General features: G+C 37.5%; 26 protein-coding genes and 1 tRNA gene. 23 read left to right on the top strand and 4 right to left on the bottom strand.

The annotated features are described in order from the left end of the window. Positions 1 to 137 precede the first annotated feature (137 nt). The 9 genes from dnaX (at position 138) to rsmI (ending at position 6,990) form a co-directional block, all read left to right on the top strand. Positions 138 to 1,874, top strand: a complete 1,737-nt coding sequence (gene dnaX, locus ED2_RS00640; RefSeq protein WP_016177350.1) for a DNA polymerase III subunit gamma/tau — start codon at positions 138 to 140, stop codon at positions 1,872 to 1,874. Between the two features lie 52 nt (positions 1,875 to 1,926). After that, a complete protein-coding gene (locus tag ED2_RS00635; RefSeq protein WP_016177351.1) occupies positions 1,927 to 2,238 on the top strand; it encodes a YbaB/EbfC family nucleoid-associated protein in 312 nt (103 codons plus the stop codon). 24 nt (positions 2,239 to 2,262) lie between these two features. Continuing rightward, positions 2,263 to 2,859: a recombination mediator RecR gene (gene recR / locus ED2_RS00630; protein ID WP_005878273.1), complete on the top strand. Its 597-nt coding sequence runs from the start codon at positions 2,263 to 2,265 to the stop codon at positions 2,857 to 2,859. 61 nt (positions 2,860 to 2,920) lie between these two features. Beyond that, complete coding sequence (gene tmk / locus ED2_RS00625) at positions 2,921 to 3,565, top strand: dTMP kinase (RefSeq protein ID WP_005878275.1); 645 nt, start codon at positions 2,921 to 2,923, stop codon at positions 3,563 to 3,565. A 14-nt stretch (positions 3,566 to 3,579) separates the two neighbouring features. After that, complete coding sequence (gene darA, locus ED2_RS00620) at positions 3,580 to 3,909, top strand: cyclic di-AMP receptor DarA (RefSeq protein WP_005878277.1); 330 nt, start codon at positions 3,580 to 3,582, stop codon at positions 3,907 to 3,909. Positions 3,910 to 3,917: 8 nt separating this feature from the next. Further along, positions 3,918 to 4,856 (top strand): DNA polymerase III subunit delta', encoded by a 939-nt coding sequence (gene holB / locus ED2_RS00615; protein WP_005878279.1) that lies wholly within the window; start codon positions 3,918 to 3,920, stop codon positions 4,854 to 4,856. Positions 4,857 to 4,889: 33 nt separating this feature from the next. Further along, the gene (locus ED2_RS00610; protein WP_005878282.1) at positions 4,890 to 5,714 is read left to right on the top strand and encodes a PSP1 domain-containing protein; all 825 of its coding nucleotides are present in this window, start codon (positions 4,890 to 4,892) and stop codon (positions 5,712 to 5,714) included. Next, positions 5,707 to 6,054: a DNA replication initiation control protein YabA gene (locus ED2_RS00605; RefSeq protein ID WP_005878284.1), complete on the top strand. Its 348-nt coding sequence runs from the start codon at positions 5,707 to 5,709 to the stop codon at positions 6,052 to 6,054. Before ED2_RS00610 ends, ED2_RS00605 begins: the two co-directional genes overlap by 8 nt. Before the next feature lie 63 nt (positions 6,055 to 6,117). Then, positions 6,118 to 6,990 (top strand): 16S rRNA (cytidine(1402)-2'-O)-methyltransferase, encoded by an 873-nt coding sequence (rsmI, locus tag ED2_RS00600; RefSeq protein WP_005878286.1) that lies wholly within the window; start codon positions 6,118 to 6,120, stop codon positions 6,988 to 6,990. 289 nt (positions 6,991 to 7,279) lie between these two features. On the opposite strand, the gene ED2_RS00595 is transcribed toward rsmI, so the two are convergent. Beyond that, positions 7,280 to 7,624 (bottom strand): thioredoxin family protein, encoded by a 345-nt coding sequence (locus tag ED2_RS00595; protein WP_016177352.1) that lies wholly within the window; start codon positions 7,622 to 7,624, stop codon positions 7,280 to 7,282. 236 nt (positions 7,625 to 7,860) lie between these two features. Between ED2_RS00595 and ED2_RS00590 the strand changes: the two genes are divergently transcribed. The 5 genes from ED2_RS00590 to ED2_RS00570 all read left to right on the top strand — a co-directional run bounded on the left by ED2_RS00590 (position 7,861) and on the right by ED2_RS00570 (position 13,121). Continuing rightward, on the top strand, positions 7,861 to 8,784 hold the full coding sequence (locus tag ED2_RS00590; RefSeq protein ID WP_005878290.1) for a permease: 924 nt from the start codon (positions 7,861 to 7,863) through the stop codon (positions 8,782 to 8,784). Positions 8,785 to 8,794: 10 nt separating this feature from the next. After that, a complete protein-coding gene (locus ED2_RS00585; RefSeq protein WP_016177353.1) occupies positions 8,795 to 9,670 on the top strand; it encodes a TIGR03943 family putative permease subunit in 876 nt (291 codons plus the stop codon). Positions 9,671 to 10,289: 619 nt separating this feature from the next. Then, entirely contained in the window at positions 10,290 to 10,568 is a 279-nt protein-coding gene (locus ED2_RS00580) for a hypothetical protein (RefSeq protein ID WP_005878293.1), read from the top strand. A gap of 242 nt (positions 10,569 to 10,810) precedes the next feature. Further along, positions 10,811 to 11,551 (top strand): ABC transporter ATP-binding protein, encoded by a 741-nt coding sequence (locus ED2_RS00575; RefSeq protein ID WP_005878294.1) that lies wholly within the window; start codon positions 10,811 to 10,813, stop codon positions 11,549 to 11,551. After that, entirely contained in the window at positions 11,544 to 13,121 is a 1,578-nt protein-coding gene (locus ED2_RS00570; RefSeq protein ID WP_016177354.1) for a hypothetical protein, read from the top strand. The genes ED2_RS00575 and ED2_RS00570 overlap by 8 nt, the downstream gene beginning before the upstream one ends. Positions 13,122 to 13,255: 134 nt before the next feature. Here the strand turns inward: ED2_RS00570 and ED2_RS00565 are convergent, their stop codons facing one another. Both ED2_RS00565 and ED2_RS00560 read right to left on the bottom strand, forming a co-directional pair. Then, positions 13,256 to 13,732, bottom strand: a complete 477-nt coding sequence (locus tag ED2_RS00565) for a threonine/serine exporter family protein (protein WP_016177355.1) — start codon at positions 13,730 to 13,732, stop codon at positions 13,256 to 13,258. Between the two features lie 15 nt (positions 13,733 to 13,747). Then, the gene (locus tag ED2_RS00560; RefSeq protein ID WP_005878300.1) at positions 13,748 to 14,500 is read right to left on the bottom strand and encodes a threonine/serine exporter family protein; all 753 of its coding nucleotides are present in this window, start codon (positions 14,498 to 14,500) and stop codon (positions 13,748 to 13,750) included. A gap of 120 nt (positions 14,501 to 14,620) precedes the next feature. Here ED2_RS00560 and ED2_RS00555 point away from each other — a divergent pair. The 9 genes from ED2_RS00555 (at position 14,621) to ED2_RS00515 (ending at position 21,234) form a co-directional block, all read left to right on the top strand. Beyond that, positions 14,621 to 14,691 (top strand) — tRNA-Gly (locus ED2_RS00555). A 236-nt stretch (positions 14,692 to 14,927) separates the two neighbouring features. After that, positions 14,928 to 15,644 (top strand): DNA/RNA non-specific endonuclease, encoded by a 717-nt coding sequence (locus ED2_RS00550; RefSeq protein WP_016177356.1) that lies wholly within the window; start codon positions 14,928 to 14,930, stop codon positions 15,642 to 15,644. 267 nt (positions 15,645 to 15,911) lie between these two features. After that, on the top strand, positions 15,912 to 16,178 hold the full coding sequence (locus tag ED2_RS00545; RefSeq protein WP_005878304.1) for an IreB family regulatory phosphoprotein: 267 nt from the start codon (positions 15,912 to 15,914) through the stop codon (positions 16,176 to 16,178). Continuing rightward, positions 16,175 to 16,606 carry a Holliday junction resolvase RuvX gene (gene ruvX, locus ED2_RS00540; RefSeq protein WP_005878306.1) on the top strand — a complete coding sequence of 144 codons (432 nt, stop codon included), beginning with the start codon at positions 16,175 to 16,177 and terminating at the stop codon, positions 16,604 to 16,606. Before ED2_RS00545 ends, ruvX begins: the two co-directional genes overlap by 4 nt. Positions 16,607 to 16,630: 24 nt before the next feature. Beyond that, on the top strand, positions 16,631 to 16,942 hold the full coding sequence (locus ED2_RS00535; RefSeq protein WP_005878307.1) for a DUF1292 domain-containing protein: 312 nt from the start codon (positions 16,631 to 16,633) through the stop codon (positions 16,940 to 16,942). 259 nt (positions 16,943 to 17,201) lie between these two features. Next, a complete protein-coding gene (locus ED2_RS00530) occupies positions 17,202 to 17,498 on the top strand; it encodes an ArsR/SmtB family transcription factor (protein ID WP_005878309.1) in 297 nt (98 codons plus the stop codon). A 313-nt stretch (positions 17,499 to 17,811) separates the two neighbouring features. After that, complete coding sequence (locus tag ED2_RS00525; RefSeq protein WP_005878311.1) at positions 17,812 to 18,015, top strand: hypothetical protein; 204 nt, start codon at positions 17,812 to 17,814, stop codon at positions 18,013 to 18,015. Positions 18,016 to 18,032: 17 nt separating this feature from the next. Continuing rightward, entirely contained in the window at positions 18,033 to 19,394 is a 1,362-nt protein-coding gene (locus tag ED2_RS00520; RefSeq protein WP_016177357.1) for an MFS transporter, read from the top strand. Between the two features lie 862 nt (positions 19,395 to 20,256). Then, complete coding sequence (locus tag ED2_RS00515; RefSeq protein WP_016177358.1) at positions 20,257 to 21,234, top strand: Abi family protein; 978 nt, start codon at positions 20,257 to 20,259, stop codon at positions 21,232 to 21,234. Positions 21,235 to 21,488: 254 nt separating this feature from the next. Here the strand turns inward: ED2_RS00515 and ED2_RS00510 are convergent, their stop codons facing one another. Further along, positions 21,489 to 23,042 carry an MFS transporter gene (locus ED2_RS00510; protein ID WP_016177359.1) on the bottom strand — a complete coding sequence of 518 codons (1,554 nt, stop codon included), beginning with the start codon at positions 23,040 to 23,042 and terminating at the stop codon, positions 21,489 to 21,491. Positions 23,043 to 23,055 lie beyond the last annotated feature (13 nt).

Genomic DNA, 23,055 nt, shown 5'->3' with positions numbered 1-23,055 from the left:
AAGCACTCTTATGTGGAAGTAGTTAATGAACGAGCAACGATAAAAAAAGCAGAAACTATACGAGAACTATAGTAGTTTTTTTTTCTAAAATCACGTATAATAAAAGATAGTGAATTTTTAAAAAAAGGGGGATCCTCATGGCATATCAAGCACTTTATCGCGTCTGGCGTTCCCAACGTTTTGACGATATCGTTGGACAAAAAGCAGTTACCCAGACCTTGAAGAATGCTATCGTTTCCCACAAAACTTCTCATGCTTATCTGTTTACAGGACCACGGGGAACTGGTAAAACGAGTGCAGCTAAAATTTTTGCAAAAGCAATCAACTGCCCAAATAGTAAAGATGGTGAACCCTGCAACCAATGTGAAATGTGTCAATCAATCACTGCAGGAACGCAAGAAGATGTCATTGAAATCGATGCAGCAAGCAACAATGGGGTAGAAGAAATCCGCTTTATCCGAGATCGAGCCAATTATGCACCTACTAAAGCAGCGTACAAAATCTATATCATAGACGAAGTCCATATGCTTTCTACCGGAGCATTCAATGCCTTACTTAAAACATTAGAAGAACCAAAAGAAAATGTTATTTTTATTTTAGCAACCACTGAACCGCACAAGATTCCTGCAACAATCATTTCAAGAACACAACGATTTGATTTCAAGCGGATCACCGCAGCAGATATCATTGAACATCTGAAATTTATTTTAGACCAATCAAATATCATGTATGAAGAACCAGCACTGGGCGTGATTGCAAGAGCTGCAGAAGGCGGGATGCGTGATGCTTTGAGTATCATGGATCAAGCAATCTCATTCAGTGATGGGACCGTTACTTTGGATGATGCGATGCAGGTGACCGGAAGTCTGACAAATGAGATGATGGATGAGTATCTAAGCGCGTGTGTGAATAAAGATGTTCCTAAGGCATTAGAGGCGCTGACCAATATTTTGGCAGCCGGGAAGGAATCTCGCCGTTTCTTAGAGGATCTTTTACAATACTGTCGGGATCTATTGATGTTCCAACAAGCACCGAACCTTTTAGCAGAACAAACGACATCTATCAGAGAGCCTTTTGTGGCACTATCTAAAGAAGTCACAGCTGATCGCTTATTCCAAATGATCCGCATATTGAGTGACACACAAAATGAGATTCGTTTTACGAACAGTGCAACGATCTATTTAGAAGTAGCGACAGTCAAATTAGCACAGGCTCCTAGCAATGGTACAAGCCAAGAAAGAGGAGTAGATGATCAGCTTGTGAAGCAGTTGCAAAAAGAAATCAGTGAACTAAAAAAAGAAATCAGTGCTATCAAGACCAATGGAGGTGCCAATCAAGCACCTGCCAAGCAAACGCACGCACCTGTTCAGAAAAAGCAAGCAAGTACGTATCGCGTACCAACTGAACGTGTTTATAAAGTATTAAAAGAAGCAACAAGAAAACATTTGAATAATGTCAAAGAAGTCTGGGACGATCTGCTAATGAGCCTATCTGTGACTCAACGAGCGATGCTAAAAGCAAGTGAACCTGTTGCGGCTAGTCCCAATGGCTTAGTGATTGCTTTTGACTATGAGATCGTCTGTCAACGAGCAGCGAATGATGAAGAACTAAAGCTTTCGATCCATAACAACCTTAGTCGGATGATTCAAGATTATGTACCAGAGCCAGTTTATATCACCCGAGAAAGCTGGCCTCTGATCCGTAAAGATTATTTGATCCAAGCGAAAGACAGTGGCACAGAAGATTCATTTGCGCCAGAAGATGAAGCACAAGAAATCGAATTGATTCCTCAAAATGAACCGCAAGAAGAAACGATCGTTACAAAAGCAGAAGAGATATTTGGATCTGACATTGTGACTATCGTCGATGATTAACAAGTGATTATAGAATGAATAGCAAGTAAATGAACTAAAGGAGAATGATATTATGATGCGCGGAATGGGCAACATGCAAGGTATGATGAAACAAGTACAAAAAATGCAAAAAGAAATGGTACAGGCACAGGATAAATTGAATGAAACAGAATTTACTGGAGCAGCTACGAATGATTTAGTCAAAGTCGTTTTTACTGGTAACCGCCGCATGAAAGATCTACAAATCAACGAAGGTGTCGTTGATCCGGAAGATACAGAAATGTTACAAGATTTAGTGATCATGGCAGTGAATGATGCACTTGCAAAAATCGACGTAGAAACTGAAAAAACAATGGGAAAATACACAAAGGGCCTACCCTTCTAATTTTTCCTAAAGGGGTAATGAACGATGCAATATCCAGAACCAATCGCAAAGTTGATCGACAGTTATATGAGACTTCCAGGTATCGGTCAAAAAACAGCAACGAGATTAGCTTTTTATACGATCGATATGAAGGATGAAGTGGTCAACGAATTTGCCAAATCTTTGCTAAGTGTAAAACGTGATCTTCATTTTTGTAGTATTTGTGGAAATATCACCGAAGAAGATCCATGTGAGATCTGTAAAGACCCTTCACGAGATCGAGGAGTCATTTTGGTGGTAGAAGAGCCTAAGGATGTCATGGCTCTAGAAAAAATGCGTGAATATCATGGTCTTTACCACGTGCTACATGGCGTGCTTTCCCCAATGGAAGGAACTGGACCAGAAGACATCAATATTTCTTCGCTTCTTGAACGACTACATGATGCACAGGTCCAAGAAGTGATCATTGCGACAAATGCTACGACAGAAGGTGAGGCAACGGCGATGTATCTTTCCCGATTGATCAAACCAGCTGGCATCAAAGTGACACGTCTAGCACATGGCTTGTCCGTTGGTTCAGATATTGAATATGCCGATGAAGTAACGCTTTTGAAAGCTGTCGAAGGCAGACGCGAGTTATAAATTGTTATAAACTAAATTTTTCAGCTACAATAGAGAAGGAACACGAGATGGGGGCAAAAATGTGAACGGACTATTTATCACGATCGAGGGGCCAGATGGTGCAGGTAAAACAAGTGTTTTAAACGAACTATTCCCTCTTTTGAAAAAAGTAGCAAAAACAACGATCATTCAAACAAGAGAGCCAGGAGGTATCCCGATTGCGGAAGAGATCCGCTCAGTGATTCTCGATCCAAAAAACGATCGAATGGATGAGCGGACAGAAGCATTGCTTTACGCAGCAGCTAGAAGACAACATCTAGTCGAAAAAGTCCTACCAGCGCTATCGAAAGGATATATCGTCTTATGCGATCGCTTTGTGGACAGCTCACTAGCCTATCAAGGGGCTGGTAGACGGATCGGTATTTCTGAGATTGCTCGACTGAATGAGTTTGCTACAGAAGGTACGACACCAGATTTTACCCTTTATCTTGATGTTGATTCAGACACTGGGTTGCGTCGCATTGAAGAACATCGTCACAATCAGATCGATCGCTTAGATTCTGAAGGGCTTGAATTTCATCAACGTGTGCGTCATGCATATTTGAAGTTGGCAGAGGAAAATCCTGAACGCATCCATAAGATCGATGCAAGAAAGAGTTTTGAAGATGTTTTGCAAACTAGTTATAGAGCGATTATTGAACAATATCCACAATTTTTTGAAAATTAGGAAGGTGACTGTATATGAAAATCATTTTAGCTATTATTCAAGACAAAGATAGCAACCGTTTATCAAATGAACTGATCGATGCCAATATTCGTGCGACAAAACTATCTTCAACAGGTGGTTTTTTGAAAGCAGGAAATAGTACATTCATCGTAGGGATCGAAGATGACCGTGTGGAAGATGCGTTAGAGATCATCAAAAAAACTTGCGAATCCAGAAAACAGTTTGTGTCGACCCCAGTCACTTTAGACATCTCTATGGATGGTGGCGTTCCTTATCCAGTAGAAGTTGAAGTAGGCGGAGCAACTGTCTTTGTATTACCAGTTGAAGGATTTCACCAATTTTAGGAGGAGCTATGGATCAAGAATTTACTCTAGATCAAATGCAACCTATCGTGTATCAACAGCTTCAACGTAGCTTTGGGCATGGGCGACTCGCTCATGCTTATCTTTTTGAAGGAGAAAAAGGTACGGGAAAACACGAGATGGGGATTTGGTTAGCACAACATCTTTTTTGTACAGAGATGAAAAACGGACTTCCTTGTGGCACATGTAATAACTGCCAGCGAATCCAAAATCAGGAACATCCTGATGTGTTAACGATCGAACCAGAAGGTCAAACCATCAAAGTGGATCAAATCAGACGGTTGCAAACAGAATTTAGTCGAAGTGGTTATGAGTCACGCAAGAAAGTTTTTCTTGTCAAAGAAGCTGAAAAGATGAATAGCAGTGCAGCCAATAGTTTATTGAAATTTCTAGAAGAACCACCAGGAGAATTTTTGGCGATCCTCGAAACAGATTCAGTCGGGAGAATCTTACCAACTATCCAATCAAGGTGCCAAATCCTCCATTTTCAAGAATTGTCTAAAGAGGTATTGATCTACAAACTGCAAGAAGCAGGGATACCTGTGGAAAAAGCAAAACTTTTGGCATTCTTAACCAACAGTTTCACAAAAGCAGTTGAAATATCGCAGAATGAATGGTTTAATGATGCTAAGGATTCGATTCAGCAGTGGTTTGTGTACATGCAAAGCAATGATACACAAGCATTCATCTATGTGCAAAAAAAGCTGATAAAGTTATTTAAAGAAAAATCACAGCAGTTTACGGCTTTATCGATCTTACTATTTTATTATCAAGAGGCATTAAAGCAAGCCTTAGAGAAAGACAAAATCATGCAAGTAAAAAAAATCAATCAGACGATCGAGCGTATATTATTTGCAGAACAAAAACTGAGAAGCAATGTCAGCTTTCAAGCAGTAGCAGAACAATTGGTGCTACGAACGATCAACTAAAAAGTAGCAAAAGAAGGATCAAGGGGGAAGGAAATGGTCGAAGTAGTAGGTGTCCGTTATAGAGATGCAGGTCATATCTATTATTTTTCACCTGGTGATTCAACGTATTATTATCAAGAAAAGGTTTTGGTTGAATCTCAGAAAACCTTACATATCGCAACTGTTGCCGTTCCCAAAATAGAAATGGATCCAGAGGACTTGCCAGATAAAGTTAGTCCCATTTTGCATAAAGCAACAGAAAACGAGCTGAAGAAAGATAACAAAAATAGAGAAGATGCGAAACGTGCGTTCAAAATCGCCAAAGATAAAATAGAAAAACATCAACTTGCGATGAAGATCGTACGTGTAGAATATACATTGGATCGCAGCAAACTGATTTTTTCATTTACAGCAGACGGACGTATTGATTTTCGTGAGTTAGTCAAAGATCTAGCTGGAGTATTTCGCACGCGAATCGAACTTCAGCAAATCGGTGTGCGAGATGAATCGAAATTGATCGGTGGGATTGGTCCCTGTGGTCGTCCGTTGTGCTGTGCCTCATTTTTAGGAGATTTTGTTCCTGTTTCGATCAAGATGGCAAAAGATCAGGGGTTGTCATTGAACCCAACAAAAATCTCTGGATTATGCGGACGTTTGATGTGTTGTCTGCAGTATGAGAGCGAAGAATATGAACGAACAAAAAAAGAACTCCCTGACTTTGGAAACGTAGTAGATACGCCTGATGGTAAAGGGAAAGTCGTTGGATTGAACCTTCTTAATCGTCTTGTAAGCATACGATTAGTTGGAAGGGAAAATCCTGTTGAATATGAATGGGACGAATTAAAAAGTTTCATCAAAGTAGGTGAGATGAATGGATAAACGATCATTATATGACGGCTTGAATCAATTAGAATCAGAGCTTAGAAATACTTTGACTGAATTGGTCGAGATGAAACAAGCCTTACATGAAATCGTTGAAAAAAATACAACGCTAGAGATGGAAAATCAGCGTTTAAGAGAACATTTGCGCGAATTGAACCAAGCAGCACAAGCACCAGCAGAAAATGTGAAACAAGAACTTTCAAAATCACGTATGAATTTAGAAAAGATTTATGAAGAAGGCTTCCATGTCTGTTATGATCTTTATGGTTCAAGAAGAGAAAATGATGAACCTTGTGCCTTTTGTTTAGAAGTCATCTACCGTGAGAGCGGACGCTGATCAAAGTAAATAATAGACTGGAGTAGAAAATCCTGCTCCAGTTTTTTTATAGGAGATAAAAAAATGTTCAACCAAAAAAGTTTTAAAGGAAATCACACAACAGGAACACTTTACTTAGTACCTACGCCAATAGGAAATTTGGAAGATATGACTTATCGAAGTGTTCGGATGTTGCAAGAAGTTGCATTGATTGCAAGTGAAGATACACGAAATACGCAAAAATTATTGAATCATTTTGAAATCCATACGCCTCAAAAAAGTTTGCATGAACACAACTATAAAGAGCGTATTCCTCAATTTCTGGAAGTATTGAAAAACGGTCAGTCGATTGCTCAAGTCAGTGATGCTGGCATGCCTTCGATCAGCGATCCAGGGCACGAATTGGTAGTTGCTTGTATCGAAGAAGGTATTCCTGTTGTTTCCTTACCAGGCGCAACGGCCGGCATGACAGCGCTGATTGCTTCTGGCCTACTGCCACAACCATTCCTATTTTATGGATTTTTAGGAAGAAAGAAGAAAGAGCAAGAAAATACATTAGAAAAATTAAAGAATCATACGGCAACACTGATTTTTTATGAATCCCCTTATCGAATCAGTGGGACTTTAAAAAATATGTTAACTGTTTTAGGAAATCGTCAGGTCGTATTATGTCGAGAACTGACGAAAATCCATGAAGAGTACTTGCGGGGAACCATCGAAGAATTACTTTCGTATATTGAGGACCAACCAATCAAAGGGGAATGTTGTCTTCTCGTAGAAGGAAGTACAGGGATTCAGGAAGAAACAATCAAGATTGTCGGTTCATTAAAAGAGCAAGTGGAACAATTGATTGCAGAAGGCAAAAAAACCAATGAAGCAATCAAAGCCGTAGCCGTACAAAACGGATTAAAAAAGCAAGAAGTCTATCGCCAATTTCATGAATTAGACGAGGAATAAACTGGAAATCGTAATGATCTCTTCAATAAATGATGGCTCATTGCCAGATGAGCGTGGGACAAAAGTAAGAAACACTTTTGTCTCATACTTTAAAAACAAATAAACGGTGGGAGCAGAAGCAACTCCTTCGGAAATAAGCCGAAATTAACAAAAATTTGAAAAGCAATTTTCCTTAATTTCTTCTTATTTCTCGGAGTTAAACACTTCTGTCCCAGCCTCAAAAAGTATAGAGCCTAAAAAGAGCGTTCCAAGAGTTGCAGCTAACTCTGGAACGCTCTTTTTATGACATTTACTTAAATAAGTCCTCATAACTCAGTTGACTCGCCGTATCCAATTGTTCAAACAGGCGTGTCAAACGATGAAAATCTATGAAGCGCGCTTGACGTTCGATCTCCTTTTGCTCATGAAAAATCAAAATAACTGGAGCAGTCAATACTTGGAACGTACTAGCCACTTCTGGTGTTTCTACAGCATCCAAGTGAAAACTTGGAAATGCGTAGTGGGACAATAATTCTTCAAAGCGAGGCTTTACAGCCTGACAAACACTGCAATTTGGCATCGATAAGTAAACAGCGACAGTTTCTGCTTGAGTGAGTGCGGCTTGGACTTCAGATAGATCAGTTGTTTTTTTCATAGGATCATTCCTTTCTGGTAGCAATCAGCAAGTTATTAAATTAACCAGTAATAAGAAAGCTACGAAGAAAATACTGTTCTTATTTAAACAGAATTACGGAATATGTCAATTGAATTGCTTTTTAGATAAAAACAAAAAAATAAGAGTTGTGTAAATTATAACAACTTCTCTTGTTTTTTTTTAGTGGAAAGCGTATATTATTTTGGCAAATGTAGCTTAAAGTAAGGGGAGAAATCATGTTTTCTTTTTTACCAAATTCGGTTTTGCAGATGAGCACGATCTTTTTATCGATCGTGATCGAAGCACTACCATTTGTATTATTGGGTTGTCTCATCTCTGGGGCCCTCCAAGTTTTTTTAACACCAGAAAGAGTGAAGCGCTGGCTACCTAAAAATCGGTTTTTATCGATTTTAACTGGCTCGATCTTAGGATTTTTCTTTCCTTCCTGTGAGTGTGGTATCGTTCCCATCGTTCATCAATTTGTAAAAAAAGGCGTTCCTGTACATACTGCTTTCGCATTTATGCTTACTGCGCCGATCATCAATCCGATCGTGATTTTTTCTACTTTTATCGCTTTCGGTAACTCATGGGTAATGGCAGGTTGGCGGATGCTTGGTAGTTTTGTTGTAGCACTCATCATAGGTATTTGGTTAGCCTATTTTCAAAAGGAATCTGTATTAAAAGAGAAGATAAGCCAAAAAATTGAAACATCCACGCACCATCATCATGAAATCGCTGGAATAAAGACAAATAAAGTGAAACGATTCGGACAGCAAACAGGACACGTTTTGACTCATAGCATCGATGAGTTTTTTGACACAGGCCGGTATTTGATTATCGGTGGGCTGATCGCTGCTGGAATGCAAACCTATTTACCAACGCGAGTGATGTTGACCCTTGGATCGACAAAAATCTTGGCGATCGTCATTATGCTGATACTTGCTTTTACAATGTCCCTCTGTTCAGAAGCAGATGCCTTCATTGGTTCATCCTTACTAAGCCTATTTGGGACCGCACCAGTTGTGGCATTTTTAGTATTTGGTCCAATGGTTGACATCAAAAACCTGTTGATGATGAAACGTTACTTCAATGGTCGTTTCATTGTCTCGCTGATTGCTTTGATCGCCATCAGTGTGATTGGCTTTACATTATTCATCTAGGAGGGAAAACATGTTACGATTTTTGATACTATCCGGTTATTTTGAATTGATGATGTACCTGCAAGTATCAGGTAAGTTAGATCAGTACATCAATGTACATTATCGTTACTTAGCGATCCTTTCGATGATTTTGTCTGCATTACTTGCGCTTGTCCAATTATACGTTTGGGTCAAAAGTGATTCAGCCAAAAGGGATCATGACGAGCATCACCATGACGAGCATCACCATGACGAGCATCATCATGAAGAACATGACCATGGTCTATCGACTTCTTGGCAACGTGGGATTGCTTATGTTTTACTGGCTTTGCCTATCATTGTCGGCACGCTTTTTCCAACAGTTAGTTTGGATACGACGATTGTTGAAGCAAAAGGGTTCAATTTTCCAGTAAGCAAAGAATCAGTTGGCGATCCAGAAATGCAGACACAATATTTGAAGCCAGATACCAGCATTTATTTCAATAAATCAGATTACTTGGATCAGATGAATCAGTTGAAAGCAAAATATGGTGACAAAGAAAAAATCACCATCACTGATGAGAATTACTTAGAAATCATGGAATTGATTTATAATTATCCAAGCGAATTCATTGGTAAAAAAATATCCTATGAAGGCTTTGTGTATCAAACGCCAAACGGGGAACAGGAAGACAGCTTTTTATTTCGTTTCGGCATCATTCACTGTGTCGCCGATTCAGGAGTTTTTGGACTACTCACACACATGCCCGATGGGACATCAATCAAAAACGATGAGTGGTACAAAGTCGAAGGAACGATCCAATCCGATTATTATGAACCTTTCAAGCGAGAAATCCCTTCGGTTGAAGTAAGCAAAGCAACCAAGGTCGCTGCACCAAAAAATCAATATGTCTACCGATCATTTTAATGAAAGTGTAAAGAAGACTTTGTGACGAAAAGAGGTCGAGACAAAAGTCGTTTTGGTTTGAGAAATTGGAGAGAAAAACGAGGCTGGGGCAGAAGTGTTTAACTCCGAGAAATAAGAAGAGACTAACGAAAATTGCTTTTCAAATTTTTGTGAATTTCGGCTTATTTAAGAAGGAGTTGCTTCTGCTCCCACCGTTTATCTGTTTTTAAAGAATGTGATAAAAGTGTTTCTTACTTTTGTCCCATGTTCTTTTTTTTTTGACATTTCCAAAAAACTGACTTTTGGATGCCGTTTATTCGAGTGTCTGTAGCAACCCTGATTTTTAGATTTGTCCCAAGTTCTTTTCGTCACAAGTTTTTTTGTATGGATCATTTTTTCGCTGATCTAAGTAAAAGTGAGAGTTGCACTTTTTACTGATTGATATCGATTACATATATGTTAGTATCGTACCGTATAGACAAAATCAATAAAAAATTTTTCTATCATTGGGGGAAAGAAGCGCTAGAAAAGGTCACTTTGAACAACTGTTTGTGATTTGACTGTTTGTGATTTGAATTTTTCCGTATTTCCGATAGAGCATCAACGTATGTCTGAAAAATAATGAAAGAGGAAATTATCCATGAAGAAAATCAAATTTTCGAAAACTTTTTCATTTATCTTGCTCTTTACGCTTTTCTTGATCTTTCTAAGTTACTATGTCAATCGATCGACCGAAGAGACACTAGAAAATATTAGTTATACTTATATTTTAGGATTGTATTTCTTTGGGTTAGGTACTTGCCTTCCTAAACTAAACAAGCTATTTGCCCGTATTTTACTAGTCATAGGCAGTTGTTTTTATATGTATCTTTTCCTTTATTATATGTTCGGATTTCATAACCCATATTGGGGGAACTGATCAAAGCAGTCACTGGAGGCAATATCAGTAATCGACCGAATACAGATGATGAGTGCCTGTTCACTAGAACTATCTGATTGTTATACGCGCGACATGTTGATCATGATTTCACTTTCGATAAGTGGGATAAAATCAGCATGTTTTTTTGTTGTATTTCATCCTTCTCTGTATTTTACATATTTACGTATTCAAAATGAAAGCGTACAATAGAAAAAAATCACAAATGAAAAAAGAGGTGTAAGATGATTGAATTTTGGAATTTGACGAAGAACTATGGGAAAAAAGTAGCTTTGAAAGAGTTAACGTTAACGATTGAGCAAGGGGAAATATTTGGATTTTTAGGTCATAATGGTGCAGGAAAATCAACTACGATCAAAAGTCTAGTAAGTATTATCGAACCTTCTTCTGGTTCAATAGTGGTCGATGGCAAAGATTTGTCGACAAATCGTTTAGAAATAAAAAAGAAGATCGGCTATGTACCGGATTCGCCAGACATATTTTTGCAATTGACGGCTGGAGAGTATTGGGATCTGATTGCTGCAGCTTATGAAATAGAACCGGCACAAAAAGAAAAACGTTTAGCTGAGTTGACTACACTTTTTGATCTGGGGAGAAATCAGGAAGAGACGATCGCAAGTTTTTCTCATGGAATGAGGCAAAAAACGATCCTGATCGGAACCTTATTGCCTGATCCAGATATCTGGGTGTTGGATGAACCACTGCAAGGACTTGATCCCCAGGCGGCTTATGATCTGAAAGAAATGATGAAAGCGCATGCGGCAAAAGGAAAGACCGTGATTTTTTCAACTCATGTACTAGATACTGCGCAACAATTGTGTGATAAGATTGCTATCTTGAAAAAAGGAGAGCTGATCTATCATGGAAAAGTGCAAGATTTATTGAATGAATCGCCAGCGGATACATTAGAGACGATCTATTTGAAAATGGCGGGGAGACAATCCGCAGGTGAGACGTATGAATAAACAACAACTGATCGAATTGATCCGTGTCAATCTTTTATACGTAAATCCGCAAATGACTAATAAGGCTCGAGAAAAAGGAAAGAAAGGAAAAAGTCTTTCACGTTATTTGATGTTACAGTTTGTGCTTTCTGGCTTAGCATTTTTATTGATTTATAGTGTTACCATGTTTGCCGTTGATTTTAATCGCATGCCAGGTTTTTTTACTTACTATGTGGCACTGTTTAGCTTATTGGGATTGTCACAAAGTATTTCTGTTATCTATAACATCTTTTTTGAAGGAACCGATCTTCAAGCATTTCTACCTTTGCCATTTAGACAGAGTCAACTATTCCTATCGAAGATCTTAGTAGTAGCGATGACTATCGCTCCCTTTGTTTTCCCGTTACTTGTGTTATTCCTATTAACTAGTTGGCGGGCGCAACACTTTTTCCTAGTGACGATTTTCTTCGCATTCTTATTATTTGCGCTATTTCTTATCTTGCTTTTTTGTATCGCTAGTTTACTCGTCTTTGGACTTGCGCAAACATCATTGTTCAAAAAACATAAAAAAGCAGTGACTAGTCTTCTACTTGGTGGATCGATGGTCATTGCAGTAGTCGGAATCATGTGGATGAATCATCAGACGGTTGATATTAGCGTAGGCTTGGCTGATCGGCAACCGCTCGTATTTCTTTTACCTTTTTATCATGTGATGAATCAGCCGTTTTCTACAAATGGGCTACTCAATCTTGGTATCATTTTGGTAACAGTTCTCGTGTTGTTATTTGCCATTCGCTCATTGATCGTACCAAAACTAACTGATCAGCTAACTGCGTCAACAACTGAGGTAAAAGCGAAGCGTAAACACAAAAAAGATCAGACCTTACGACAATTATTGTTTAACTACAATATGCAGTTAGTTGAAGAGCCAAGCCTGATCTTACAAGTTATTTCATCCTCGTTAATAACGCCGATTATTTTTATTATTGCCTTTGCTGTGGGGGATGGGATAAATTTAAGTACACTTGATATTCGTTTGATCGGGGTAGTTTTTTTCACTGGAATCGTCTTAGCTTCCTTGACGGTCAATCAAACATCCTTTGTCAGTAATCTGATTTCTTTAGACCAAGAAAATTATTTGTTCATCCGTTCATTGCCACTCTCCATGAAGCGCTATTTAAAAGAAAAATTTCGTTTTGGTTGGTTATTACAGAGTTGCCTATCAGGAGGAATTGCGATAATAGCTGGCTTGATTTTCCGCTTACCGCTTCTTTTTTTACTTAGTTTCTTACTAGGTACCTTAATTGGCACTTACATCTTATCACTGCGTTACTTTGCCCGAGACTATCGACTGCTTCTATTAAATTGTACGAACATCAATCAACTCTTTACCCGTGGAGCAGGAAACCTAGGATTGGTAGCGATGTTGATGGGGACGATAATTGGTAGTGTGATCATCCTAGTTATCTATGGAATTACTACACTCATGTTTCCTTTCTGGATCGTTAATGGGATTGCTTTTGCTCTCCTCATCCCTAGTGTGCTTTGGCTTATTCGATACTACCAAAAGAATTTTTGGGAAAAACTATAGAATAGGCGATAGAGTGGAAATGAGGTCGAGACAAAAGTCGTTTATTCGAGAGTCTGTAGCAAAACTGATTTTAGATTTGTCTCGACCTCTTTTTATATTGAAGAAAGAGCGTACTTCATTTCCCATACTGTTGATTATTTGGTTCGTTTTTTTCTTTTTAACAGTATTGATTCTCTCTTGACTTTGAAATTGCGGATGTTATGGTTGAAGACTTCTGACAGAACTAGTCCTAATGCGATCGCACCAGCAATCATAATGGCTTGGACAGTATAGTTCGCTGCCTCTTGGTAGGAACTTGTCACGAGATTTCTGACTGCCTGATAGGCTAATCCACCCGGAACTAATGGAACCATGCCGGGGATATTAAAGATAGTTACAGGCATTTTTAAGCGTTTAGAGAAAATGTTACTGATGAAAGCCACGCCAAGGGAACCCAGTAATGAACCAAAAGCGGGGCTACCGCCAAAATCAACACAAGTCCAATAGATCATCCAACCGAATGCACCGGATAGACCACAGTAGATCAATGCTCGTCTAGGAACATTGGTGATGATCGCAAAAGCTGCAGTAGCTAAAAAGCTAAATAAGAATTGAATAAATAGATTCCACATCATCATGTTCCTTTCCTAATAAAAAAGTTGAAAGATAAAGGCGATTGCAAAGCCAATCATCGTAGCTGTCATCATGGCTTCTGTTCCTCTGGAAACACCAGAAATATAGTGTCCAGCAAGTAGATCACGTATGGCATTCGTGATTTGTACCCCAGGGACAAGGGGCATGACACAACCAATGATGATTAAATCCTGATTAATTCCAAGACCAATTCGAGTACTAAGGATAGCGGCTACACCAATCAATAAGGAAGAAAGGAACTCAGATAAGAATTTAATACGGAAAAATTTCAAACTGTATAAATAAATTGCATAGCCAATTCCGCCAATGATCACAGTAATTGGTAAATCACGCATTTCCCCACCAAACAGCACCATGATCGTTCCACTAATGATCGCTGCGCTGACAATCTGAAGCCAGACGGGGAAGAAAGAGCGATCTTTGTCGATTTCTTGTAATTCTTGGTACAATTCGTCTAGTGTCAGCTGACCGGCAACATATTTTCTGGATAAATTGTTCACTTTAACAACCTTTTCTAAATTGATCGATCGGTTCGTGATCTGCTCCATACGAATCGTCGACGTTCGATCAAATCCAATGAAGAGTCCGGTTTGTGTCACATAGCTAACTAAGCGATAACTGCCGGATGCAAGAGCAATCCGACTCATCGTATCTTCTACCCTATACATTTCAGCATTGCTTTCCATCATGATTTTTCCAGCCAATAAGCAGGTATCAAGTAACAAGTTCAATTCTTTTTCCGACATAGCATCTTCTCCATTAGTTCATTTATTGCCTTTATTTTACTACAAACAGGTGAAAAAAGATAAAAACAAATAAAAACTTGAGTCTGAAAAAAATTAGGCGTATACTATCATTTGTGAGATGCGGGTGTAGTTTAGTGGTAAAATCCCAGCTTCCCAAGCTGATGTCGCGGGTTCGATTCCCGTCACCCGCTTATAGGAATTTTTGAATGAATAAAACGGTAATCAGACATTGATTATCGTTTTTTTGTCGTCAGAAATAAGCAACAAGCAAAAAGCCGATCAGTGGCGTATTTTATTTGTGAAGAAGACCAATAGAAAAGAACGATAAAAACAGGTGAATTCCGTCAATTAAATAAATTTCTTTATTTTAAAAAAGGGGAACATATGTTAAAGTTTAGAATAGTTGTTTTAGTAAAGGAGTAAAGAAATGGGAAAAAAATCATCAAAAGCAATTATGGGGATCGTTGTGGCAATTTTAGCTGGTGCACTTGGTCTATCAACACAAAAAGATTCCGATATCGTCCAACAAATCACTGGAATATTCGAGTCAACGCCTCAAGCCTCTAAGGTAGCCGATGTTCCAGAATATGATGGAAAACATCAAGAAATCGAGATCAATAATAACCAACCGAATTTTTCCAAAGAAGATCTAAGCTTGTCAAAAGGAACATGGCAAAGCTATTCAAATATCGACCGTCTGAATCGTGTAGGTGCTGCAAACGCTATGTTAGGTAAAGATTTGTTTCCTAAAGAAAAACGGGAAGCTTTGTATGTCGATCCAACAGGGTGGAAACAAAAAAAACTAAGCGATGGGCAGTGGTTATATAATCGTAGCCATTTGATTGGCTATCAGTTAACTGGCCAAAACAATAATATCAAAAACTTGATGACTGGGACACGTTCGTTTAATGCACCTTATATGTTGGCACATGAAAATGATATCGCAGCTTATATCAAAGAAACTAATCATCATGTACGTTATCGGGTAACCCCGCATTTTCAAGGGGATGAATTGGTAGCAAGAGGGGTACAACTGGAAGCAGAAAGTATCGAAGACAAAAAAATCGAATTCAATGTCTTTATTTATAATGTTCAAGATGGTTATACGATCAACTATGAAACTGGTCAAGCAACAAAAAAATAGAGCAGTATTGAACGGATATATTCGAAAAAAGTGTGAAAATCTTGAAGAAAAATCGAAAAAGCTTATGTTTATTTAAATTTAGCGTATACTTAGTTTAGAATAACTTTAAATGAAATGATTTGAACGAAGGTTATGGTATGCTAATGTAGCATATATTCTCAAATTATCTATAAGTTTCTGAAGATTTGTTTGTAGTTTTGAGCTACTTCGAGTAAAATAAAGGTGTATAAGGTAAATGGATTACCTTTGGGAAAGAGGTGTAGAATCATGGGTTTTACAGATGAAACCGTACGTTTTGGTTTTGATGATAGTCGTAAAAAAGAAGTCAGCGAAACATTAGCGATCGTTTATCGGGCTTTAGAAGAAAAAGGCTACAATCCAATCAACCAGATTGTGGGCTACTTACTTTCTGGAGACCCGGCCTACATTCCTCGTTATCGTGATGCACGTAATTTGATTCGCCGTCACGAGCGCGATGAGATCATGGAAGTAATCGTTAAAGATTATCTCACGAACCATGGAGTAAATCTATGAGGGTCATGGGCTTAGATGTAGGCTCAAAAACAGTCGGAGTTGCTGTTAGTGATCCTTTTGGGTGGACTGCTCAAGGCGTAGAAATCATTCGGATCAATGAGTCAGCTGAAGAGTTTGGCTTTGACCGTCTGAAAGAATTAGTGGAAGAATATGAAGTCGATCGTTTCGTCGTAGGCTTGCCTAAAAATATGAATAATACAATTGGACCAAGAGCGGAAAGTTCGATCGCTTATGGAGAAAAAATCAAAGAATTGTTTTCCTTGCCAGTTGATTATCAAGATGAACGTTTGACCACTGTTCAAGCTGAACGAATGTTAGTTGAGCAAGCGAACACGTCACGAGCAAAAAGAAAAAAAGTCATTGATAAGTTAGCCGCTGTAATGATTTTACAAAATTATTTAGATGGTTCAGGGAAAAAATGGTTTTAACATAAAATGAAAAGAGGGAATCTTATGACAGAAAATAATCATACACATGACCATGATCACGAAGGACATGAGCATATCACATTAGTTGATGATCAAGGAAATGAAACATTATACGAAATCTTATTAACAGTAGATGGCCAAGAAGAATTTGGACGCAACTACGTATTACTTTATCCAGCAGGAGCATCTGAAGATGAAGATGTCGAATTACAAGCTTATGCCTACATCGAAAATGAAGATGGTACAGAAGGCGAACTAGAACAAATCGAAACAGATGCTGAATGGGACATGATCGAAGAAGTGTTCAACACATTCATGGCTGAAGAAGAAGAATAGTTTCAAAAAATGGGAGAAACCTTGTTAGACAGGGTTTCTTCTTTTTTATTTTTCTTTTGACTGAGAAATTGACTAAGATAATTAGAAATTTTGATGTGCTACAAGCTTTTCAATGGCATTGTCTTTATGCTGCTGTTATCGCAGAGCATTCAGAAAAGAGTGTAGAAAGAGGATACTTTTCGGTAGCTGATAAAACTAATTTGAGTATAACTAATGAGTAAGACTTGAAAAAAAAGGAAATGATTAGTACAATTGTTTTATGATTATTGAACTAAATCAACAACAAGCAGATGAAATGCGAGTGAAGCTTTTTAAAGCCTTGTCTGATCCGACAAGAATTGAAATTATCAGATATCTAAAAAAGGTTGATCGTGAAATTACGTGTGGTGAGATTGGAAAGGTTGTTAAAATGAGCAAGTCAGCAGGCTCTTATCACTTTAAACTATTAAGAGAAGCTGGGTTAATTTCCTCTCGTAAAGAAGCAAGAGAGAAATATGTCTCACTGAACTACGATACCTTCGAAAGATATGTAAACCATTTTTTAGATTCTCTATAATTGAGGAAATCGAGACAAAAGTCGTTTTGGTTTGAGAAATTGTGGATAAAAACGAACAATACGTTTTTTGTATTGCTCGTTTTTTTTTTTGAAATTTCCGAAAAAACTGGCTTTTGGACGCCGTTTATTCGAGAGTCTGTAGCAAACCTGATTTTTAGATTTGTGGCATATTTTTTTCTCTCAAAGTACTAAAATATGTTGACAGTATATAAAAATAGTATTAGCTTTAAGTACAATAGTTCAATAACTTTTGTACTATTTAACTTTTAGGTGAAAAGGAGGACATAGATATGATTTCGGAAGATGAGAAAACGTGGTAAAAAAAGACCATTTTAAGAATCTGGCAGAGTTAAATCAGACTGATCGTGAAGAGATGGTGAAAGATACGATTGAAACAGTGAAGAACAATAATCTTGATGTTGATGTCAGACTTGTTGTCATTTTAGAAGATCGACACGTTGTTCCAATTACGAATTCAAATAAAGTCAAAAATGCCGTGCAAAAGTACTTGTCATAGGCGAGGAGAGAAGAGAAATGAAAAAAGTAAACGCAACGTGGGTATTGATACTAACATCCCTCGGAATTTTTTTATCGATGATGGATTCGATGATTGTTACAACGGCTTCAACAGCCATTAGGAATGATTTTAATATTACGGTTAGCCAATTACAATGGGCTATAAATGCGTATAACATCACGATTGCTGCAGTGCTACTGTTGGGGGTATCACTTGGTGATCGCTTTGGTCATCGTAAAGTTTATAATCTAGGGATTCTTGTATTTGTGATTGGTTCAATTTTGTGTGCACTATCAAATAGCATTAATTTTCTGATAGTTGCACGGATAATTGAGGGAATCGGTGCCTCTGTCATTACACCAATGTCGATGGCTATTTTAACATCTGCTTTGCCATCGGAAGAACGAGGTCGTGCTTTAGGAATCTGGAGTGGGATTGGTGGACTAGCACTTACTGTTGGTCCAGCGTTAGGTGGTTTTATTGTTGCTAAGCTAATGTGGCAGTGGATATTTTGGATCAATGTTCCAATTGGAATAGTTGGTATGTATTTGTCACAGAAAAAGTTACCAGAATCAAAACGAAATGCTTCTAGCATCAATATCCTAGATTCGATTCTAATCATACTGGCTTCTGCTGGAATTATCTGGGCATTATCTGAAAGTAAGAGTGTTCCGATTGCCACTTCAACGATCATTATTGGTGTGATCAGCATTATTATTGGTGTTTTATTTGTCTTCCGGCAAAAATCCGAAAGTGAACCAATGGTACCGTTGAGATTTTTTAAATCAAAATCATTTAATGGTGGTAATATTGCAACATTCTTACTTTATGCATCGATGTATGGGGCAGTCTTCTTTCTCCCTCAATATTTTCAAGTCGTGAACCACTCAAATGCACTTATTTTAGGATTGAAGCTATTGCCTTGGACTGGAACCTTGGTTATCATCGCACCTTTTGCAGGTAGCGCAGTTGACAAATTTGGTGAAAGATTTATCGCTACAATTGGGTTGGTGTTGCAAGGCATCGGATATCTTTGGATTGCATTAGCTTTTCATCCGGGAACATCTTACCTACTGATTGTACTCCCTCTAGTTTTAGCAGGTACGGGGCTTTCAATGGCCGGCCCCGCCTTACAAAAATCAGCTATTGGATCGGTAAAAGGAAACGAAGTTGGTAAAGCATCTGGCATCTACAATATGTTTCGGCTGTTTGGTGGTGCGGTAGGTGTAACAGTCACAGTAATTATTTTTTATGCGGTTGGCAGTGTGGCGACAGTTAGCGACTTTTTCAATGGATTCAGCGCAGCTATGATTGGAGCTGGTTTAATGTCATTAGTTGGTATTATCTTTGCCATGATGATTGTTAAGCAGAAATCATGATTTATGCGATTAAGATCGATTGGATAATCGAATCCAAGAGGTAGCCGTATCAGCCTATGCGAAACTAAACGACTAGGCAGTTGAGTCAAAGAAGATGATAGGGTTAAAAGAGTGTCTTCCCAAAGGTTCTTACAATTTGTATTGAATCAGAATTATAGCATAGTCGATTCACAGATCGCTATTGATGCCAGTTTACTGGGAAAATCTTACTTGAAGGATGTCAATGGTTAAAATCTGAGAAAGCTAGAAGACTTCAATCATCGAAAGTTCGCAAAGAAAAAAGATTCACGTTGCATTGAATTTGAATACGAGGCGAAATTCGTACTTTCTTATCTTCAAACGCAACAATAAGAATTGGATTCTCAGATTTTATAACGAGAATGTCCGAAAATGACAATATAGCATTTTTCTTTAAGAGTTTATCCTTGTTATAATTTCTTGAAATCTAGGTTACAAGCTGTTATATAGCTTTTTATTTTTTGCTAAGATGTCCATAGTCATGCTTATAGATGCGTGATGTAGTCATTCTTTACCACTAATCACCAAGGACATAAAAAAGTGTTAAAATATTTTGTTGATGATTGGAAGAGCTTAGGTATTTAACTAAAAAGAAATAGCAGAACAAAAAAGGAGCGGCCGAAAATTCGGCTGTCTTTTTAGTGGAAAAAGTTGGATGATATTTAATAAAAAATAATACTTTTTAAGCTTAATATTGACAATTGCTGCCTTTACTGATAAATTTTAGTTACCAGAACTTGCCACGCTTGGGAAACCAGCGGACCACGGCGAGTCTTTTTTTGTATTGAGGTGAAAGCGTATTCTTATATATGATCAGTTAGCTTATATCGAAAATTTAATAAAAATGGCTAAAAAAAATAATGAGTTGGACTATACTTATTTTAAAAAAAGTTTTGACGTTGATGAGGCAATGAAAGAACCCAAGGAAGGACAAGAATTTATTGATATCCTTCAAAAAGAAGATTATGGTCATATGGTTTTATTTTCTTCTGCAGAAAAACAGCAAGCACTTAACTTTTTTAAATATACAAATTATTATAGATTCTCAGTTTTCCCTAGGCTAGTAGTTGAGGATAATAAGAGAACTTTTTCCAATGTTTTATATTTGTATAATGTGGATAAATACATAAGGAAGCAATTAAGCCATTTTTCAGGAATTCTAGAGGAGTGGATAAAAACCTCTCTTGCTAATGTAATTAGTAATAACTATAATTCTGATGAATACCAACAGGCTGAATTTTATCTTGATTTAAATATTTATGGTAAAGAAGAACAAGGAAAAGAGATTTTAGCGAGTTTTGCTGAAACAGTTACTCGAAGTAAAGAGGTGTATATTAAGTATCATCATAGGGAAAAAAATGGTTGTATTCCTGTGTGGGTTCTGATTGAGGAGTTGACTTTTGGGCAAATTGATACGTTTATCTCTCAGTTGAAGCCTGAGTATAAAAATATGTGGATCGATAAAGTTTTTGGAAAACAATACAGAAAATTTGTTGTTAGTTGGGTGGGGGTTGCTAGATATATCAGAAATATGACTGCGCATCACGCAAGATTTTATAGCAAAAGGTTTGTAGTTTTTCCATCTTTACCTAAAGAAGATTTAAAGAAATATAGTATAAAAAATTCACAAAAAGATAATTTATTTGTAATGTTGTTTACAGAGAAGAAACTTTTTTCTTTCCTTCCAGATCGAGCTATTCAAGATGAATGGAATTTGTTTATAGATGATTTATCTGAATTAGTTGACCATAGCGATGATTTATTTAATTGTGAAGAGAATGGGTTTAAAGAAGATTGGAGAACTGCTTTGAAAATTTTTTGATAAAGAAATCTGAACTCTTTGATAATAAAAACAATGAATTGCATAACAAAAAATCTGGGACAGAAGGACTAAACTTCTGTCTCAGATTTTTTTGTTATTTCACTTGAATCAATTGATTGATCAAAAGATCCTGAATTTCATGTTCCCAAATGATTTGAATTCGTAAAATAGTCGTTCCATTGTTTGGATAGTAGTACTCTTATCATCTATATTACCGTTAGACTAAGAGGAAATCATCATATTGTAAAAAATTTTCACATTCTTCTCTTGTGACTTTTTTTGGGGAAAATAAAGATAACCAGAAGAAAAAGCCAAGTGAAGGGCAATGCTTTTTGAAATGGTTGAATAAATGCTCTTGATAATTTCTGAGTACTTACTGCACTTATTTTTTGTTGGATTTTCTTCACAATAAGAGTTGATGATTCATTTTTTTGTGTGGGGATATTTTCTCCATCAATGCCTTTCTTTATACCGTTTAATAACTGTTCTTTCTGCATATTAGATACTTGCAGTTCTGCAACTTGATTTTGAGCAGTTTGCCAGATCTCTTTTTTCGCTATTGATAGATTTGACGAAAATGCACTAATGAATAGTGCCACAGCTAATACTGTGCCGATTTGGCGGAAAACGCCCATAACACTTTGTGAAGCAGTCAATAATTCACCAGAAAAATTACTTGCACTTAAAACAGTCAACGGACCAATGATTATCCCATAGCCTGCGCCTATCAATACTAAAGCAATAGCAAATTGCCAGTAGATATCCGGATCTAATAAAGTTAATGCTGTATATCCTAATGCCATTAAGGTAATCCCAAATAATAATAGTATGCGGGAACCCATTTTTTTAAGCAATAAACCACTGATAGGAGAATAGAAGAAAACCATAGCAGAAGCTGGTGTAATCAACAAAGCTGCAATAAGTTCTGAATCATTGTAAACCTTGGTGAAAAAGCTGGGAAGAAGAACGAACAAACCTACAAAAAAGATTCCGGAAATCAAAGTCATCAGTACGGTCCCTGAAAATTGACGATCTTTGAATAAAGCTAGAGGGATCATTGGCTCTTTCACAGTTTTTTCATGCCAAATAAATAGGATGAGGGATAGCCCAAAAACGCCAAATAATAAGTCTGTTATTAAACTAGTCCATCCCCAGACACGCCCCTGAACAAGTGACAAAACTAGTGAAAACAAAGCGATCACTATAAGCAACATCCCTGGCAAATCAAGAGATTTTTTGATCCTATGTTCATTTTTTATCGGTAATAAAAAGAAATTGACACCTAAAGCAATGATACTTAACGGAAGATTGATCAAAAAAATCCCTCGCCAACTAAAAAATTGCGTCATGAAACCGCCAATTGTTGGACCAAAAGTTGATGCTAATCCCTGAGTAATTCCTAGAATGAGGATTGCGGTATTTCTATTTTTTAGCTCTACAGTATTCATACCAATAGTCATGCTTGTTGGAAAGACGATCGCTGCACCTATTGCCTGTATTCCGCGACTGAGAACAAGTTGTACGACAGACATAGCACTTCCAGAGGCGAAAGATCCTATTAGAAAAAGGAGCAACCCGATCATATAGACTTTATTCCGACCTAAAATATTAGCAACTCTGCCTAAAGGAATGGTGAATGCAGCAAAAAGAATGGTATAGATATTCAAAGCCCATTGCAGAGAATTAAGATCCGTATGGAACCCAGATTGAATTGCGGGTAATGCAATGTTCATTACAGTGGTATCTAATGCACATAAAAATATGCCGATAGCCATAGTCCCTAAAATAAATTTTTGTTGTTTCGTCATAGTAATGCCCCCT

The organism is Enterococcus durans NBRC 100479 = LMG 10746 (assembly GCF_001544215.1).
Lineage (GTDB): Bacteria > Bacillota > Bacilli > Lactobacillales > Enterococcaceae > Enterococcus_B > Enterococcus_B durans.
This window is presented reverse-complemented; position numbering and strand designations above follow the sequence as displayed.

Coding starts and splice junctions, on each gene's coding strand:
- dnaX (WP_016177350.1), top strand. CDS start 138: ATGGCATATCAAGCACTTTATCGCGTCTGGCGTTCCCAACGTTTTGAC.
- ED2_RS00635 (WP_016177351.1), top strand. CDS start 1,927: ATGATGCGCGGAATGGGCAACATGCAAGGTATGATGAAACAAGTACAA.
- recR (WP_005878273.1), top strand. CDS start 2,263: ATGCAATATCCAGAACCAATCGCAAAGTTGATCGACAGTTATATGAGA.
- darA (WP_005878277.1), top strand. CDS start 3,580: ATGAAAATCATTTTAGCTATTATTCAAGACAAAGATAGCAACCGTTTA.
- holB (WP_005878279.1), top strand. CDS start 3,918: ATGGATCAAGAATTTACTCTAGATCAAATGCAACCTATCGTGTATCAA.
- ED2_RS00610 (WP_005878282.1), top strand. CDS start 4,890: ATGGTCGAAGTAGTAGGTGTCCGTTATAGAGATGCAGGTCATATCTAT.
- ED2_RS00605 (WP_005878284.1), top strand. CDS start 5,707: ATGGATAAACGATCATTATATGACGGCTTGAATCAATTAGAATCAGAG.
- rsmI (WP_005878286.1), top strand. CDS start 6,118: ATGTTCAACCAAAAAAGTTTTAAAGGAAATCACACAACAGGAACACTT.
- ED2_RS00595 (WP_016177352.1), bottom strand. CDS start 7,624: ATGAAAAAAACAACTGATCTATCTGAAGTCCAAGCCGCACTCACTCAA.
- ED2_RS00590 (WP_005878290.1), top strand. CDS start 7,861: ATGTTTTCTTTTTTACCAAATTCGGTTTTGCAGATGAGCACGATCTTT.
- ED2_RS00585 (WP_016177353.1), top strand. CDS start 8,795: ATGTTACGATTTTTGATACTATCCGGTTATTTTGAATTGATGATGTAC.
- ED2_RS00580 (WP_005878293.1), top strand. CDS start 10,290: ATGAAGAAAATCAAATTTTCGAAAACTTTTTCATTTATCTTGCTCTTT.
- ED2_RS00575 (WP_005878294.1), top strand. CDS start 10,811: ATGATTGAATTTTGGAATTTGACGAAGAACTATGGGAAAAAAGTAGCT.
- ED2_RS00570 (WP_016177354.1), top strand. CDS start 11,544: ATGAATAAACAACAACTGATCGAATTGATCCGTGTCAATCTTTTATAC.
- ED2_RS00565 (WP_016177355.1), bottom strand. CDS start 13,732: ATGTGGAATCTATTTATTCAATTCTTATTTAGCTTTTTAGCTACTGCA.
- ED2_RS00560 (WP_005878300.1), bottom strand. CDS start 14,500: ATGTCGGAAAAAGAATTGAACTTGTTACTTGATACCTGCTTATTGGCT.
- ED2_RS00550 (WP_016177356.1), top strand. CDS start 14,928: ATGGGAAAAAAATCATCAAAAGCAATTATGGGGATCGTTGTGGCAATT.
- ED2_RS00545 (WP_005878304.1), top strand. CDS start 15,912: ATGGGTTTTACAGATGAAACCGTACGTTTTGGTTTTGATGATAGTCGT.
- ruvX (WP_005878306.1), top strand. CDS start 16,175: ATGAGGGTCATGGGCTTAGATGTAGGCTCAAAAACAGTCGGAGTTGCT.
- ED2_RS00535 (WP_005878307.1), top strand. CDS start 16,631: ATGACAGAAAATAATCATACACATGACCATGATCACGAAGGACATGAG.
- ED2_RS00530 (WP_005878309.1), top strand. CDS start 17,202: ATGATTATTGAACTAAATCAACAACAAGCAGATGAAATGCGAGTGAAG.
- ED2_RS00520 (WP_016177357.1), top strand. CDS start 18,033: ATGAAAAAAGTAAACGCAACGTGGGTATTGATACTAACATCCCTCGGA.
- ED2_RS00515 (WP_016177358.1), top strand. CDS start 20,257: ATGGCTAAAAAAAATAATGAGTTGGACTATACTTATTTTAAAAAAAGT.
- ED2_RS00510 (WP_016177359.1), bottom strand. CDS start 23,042: ATGACGAAACAACAAAAATTTATTTTAGGGACTATGGCTATCGGCATA.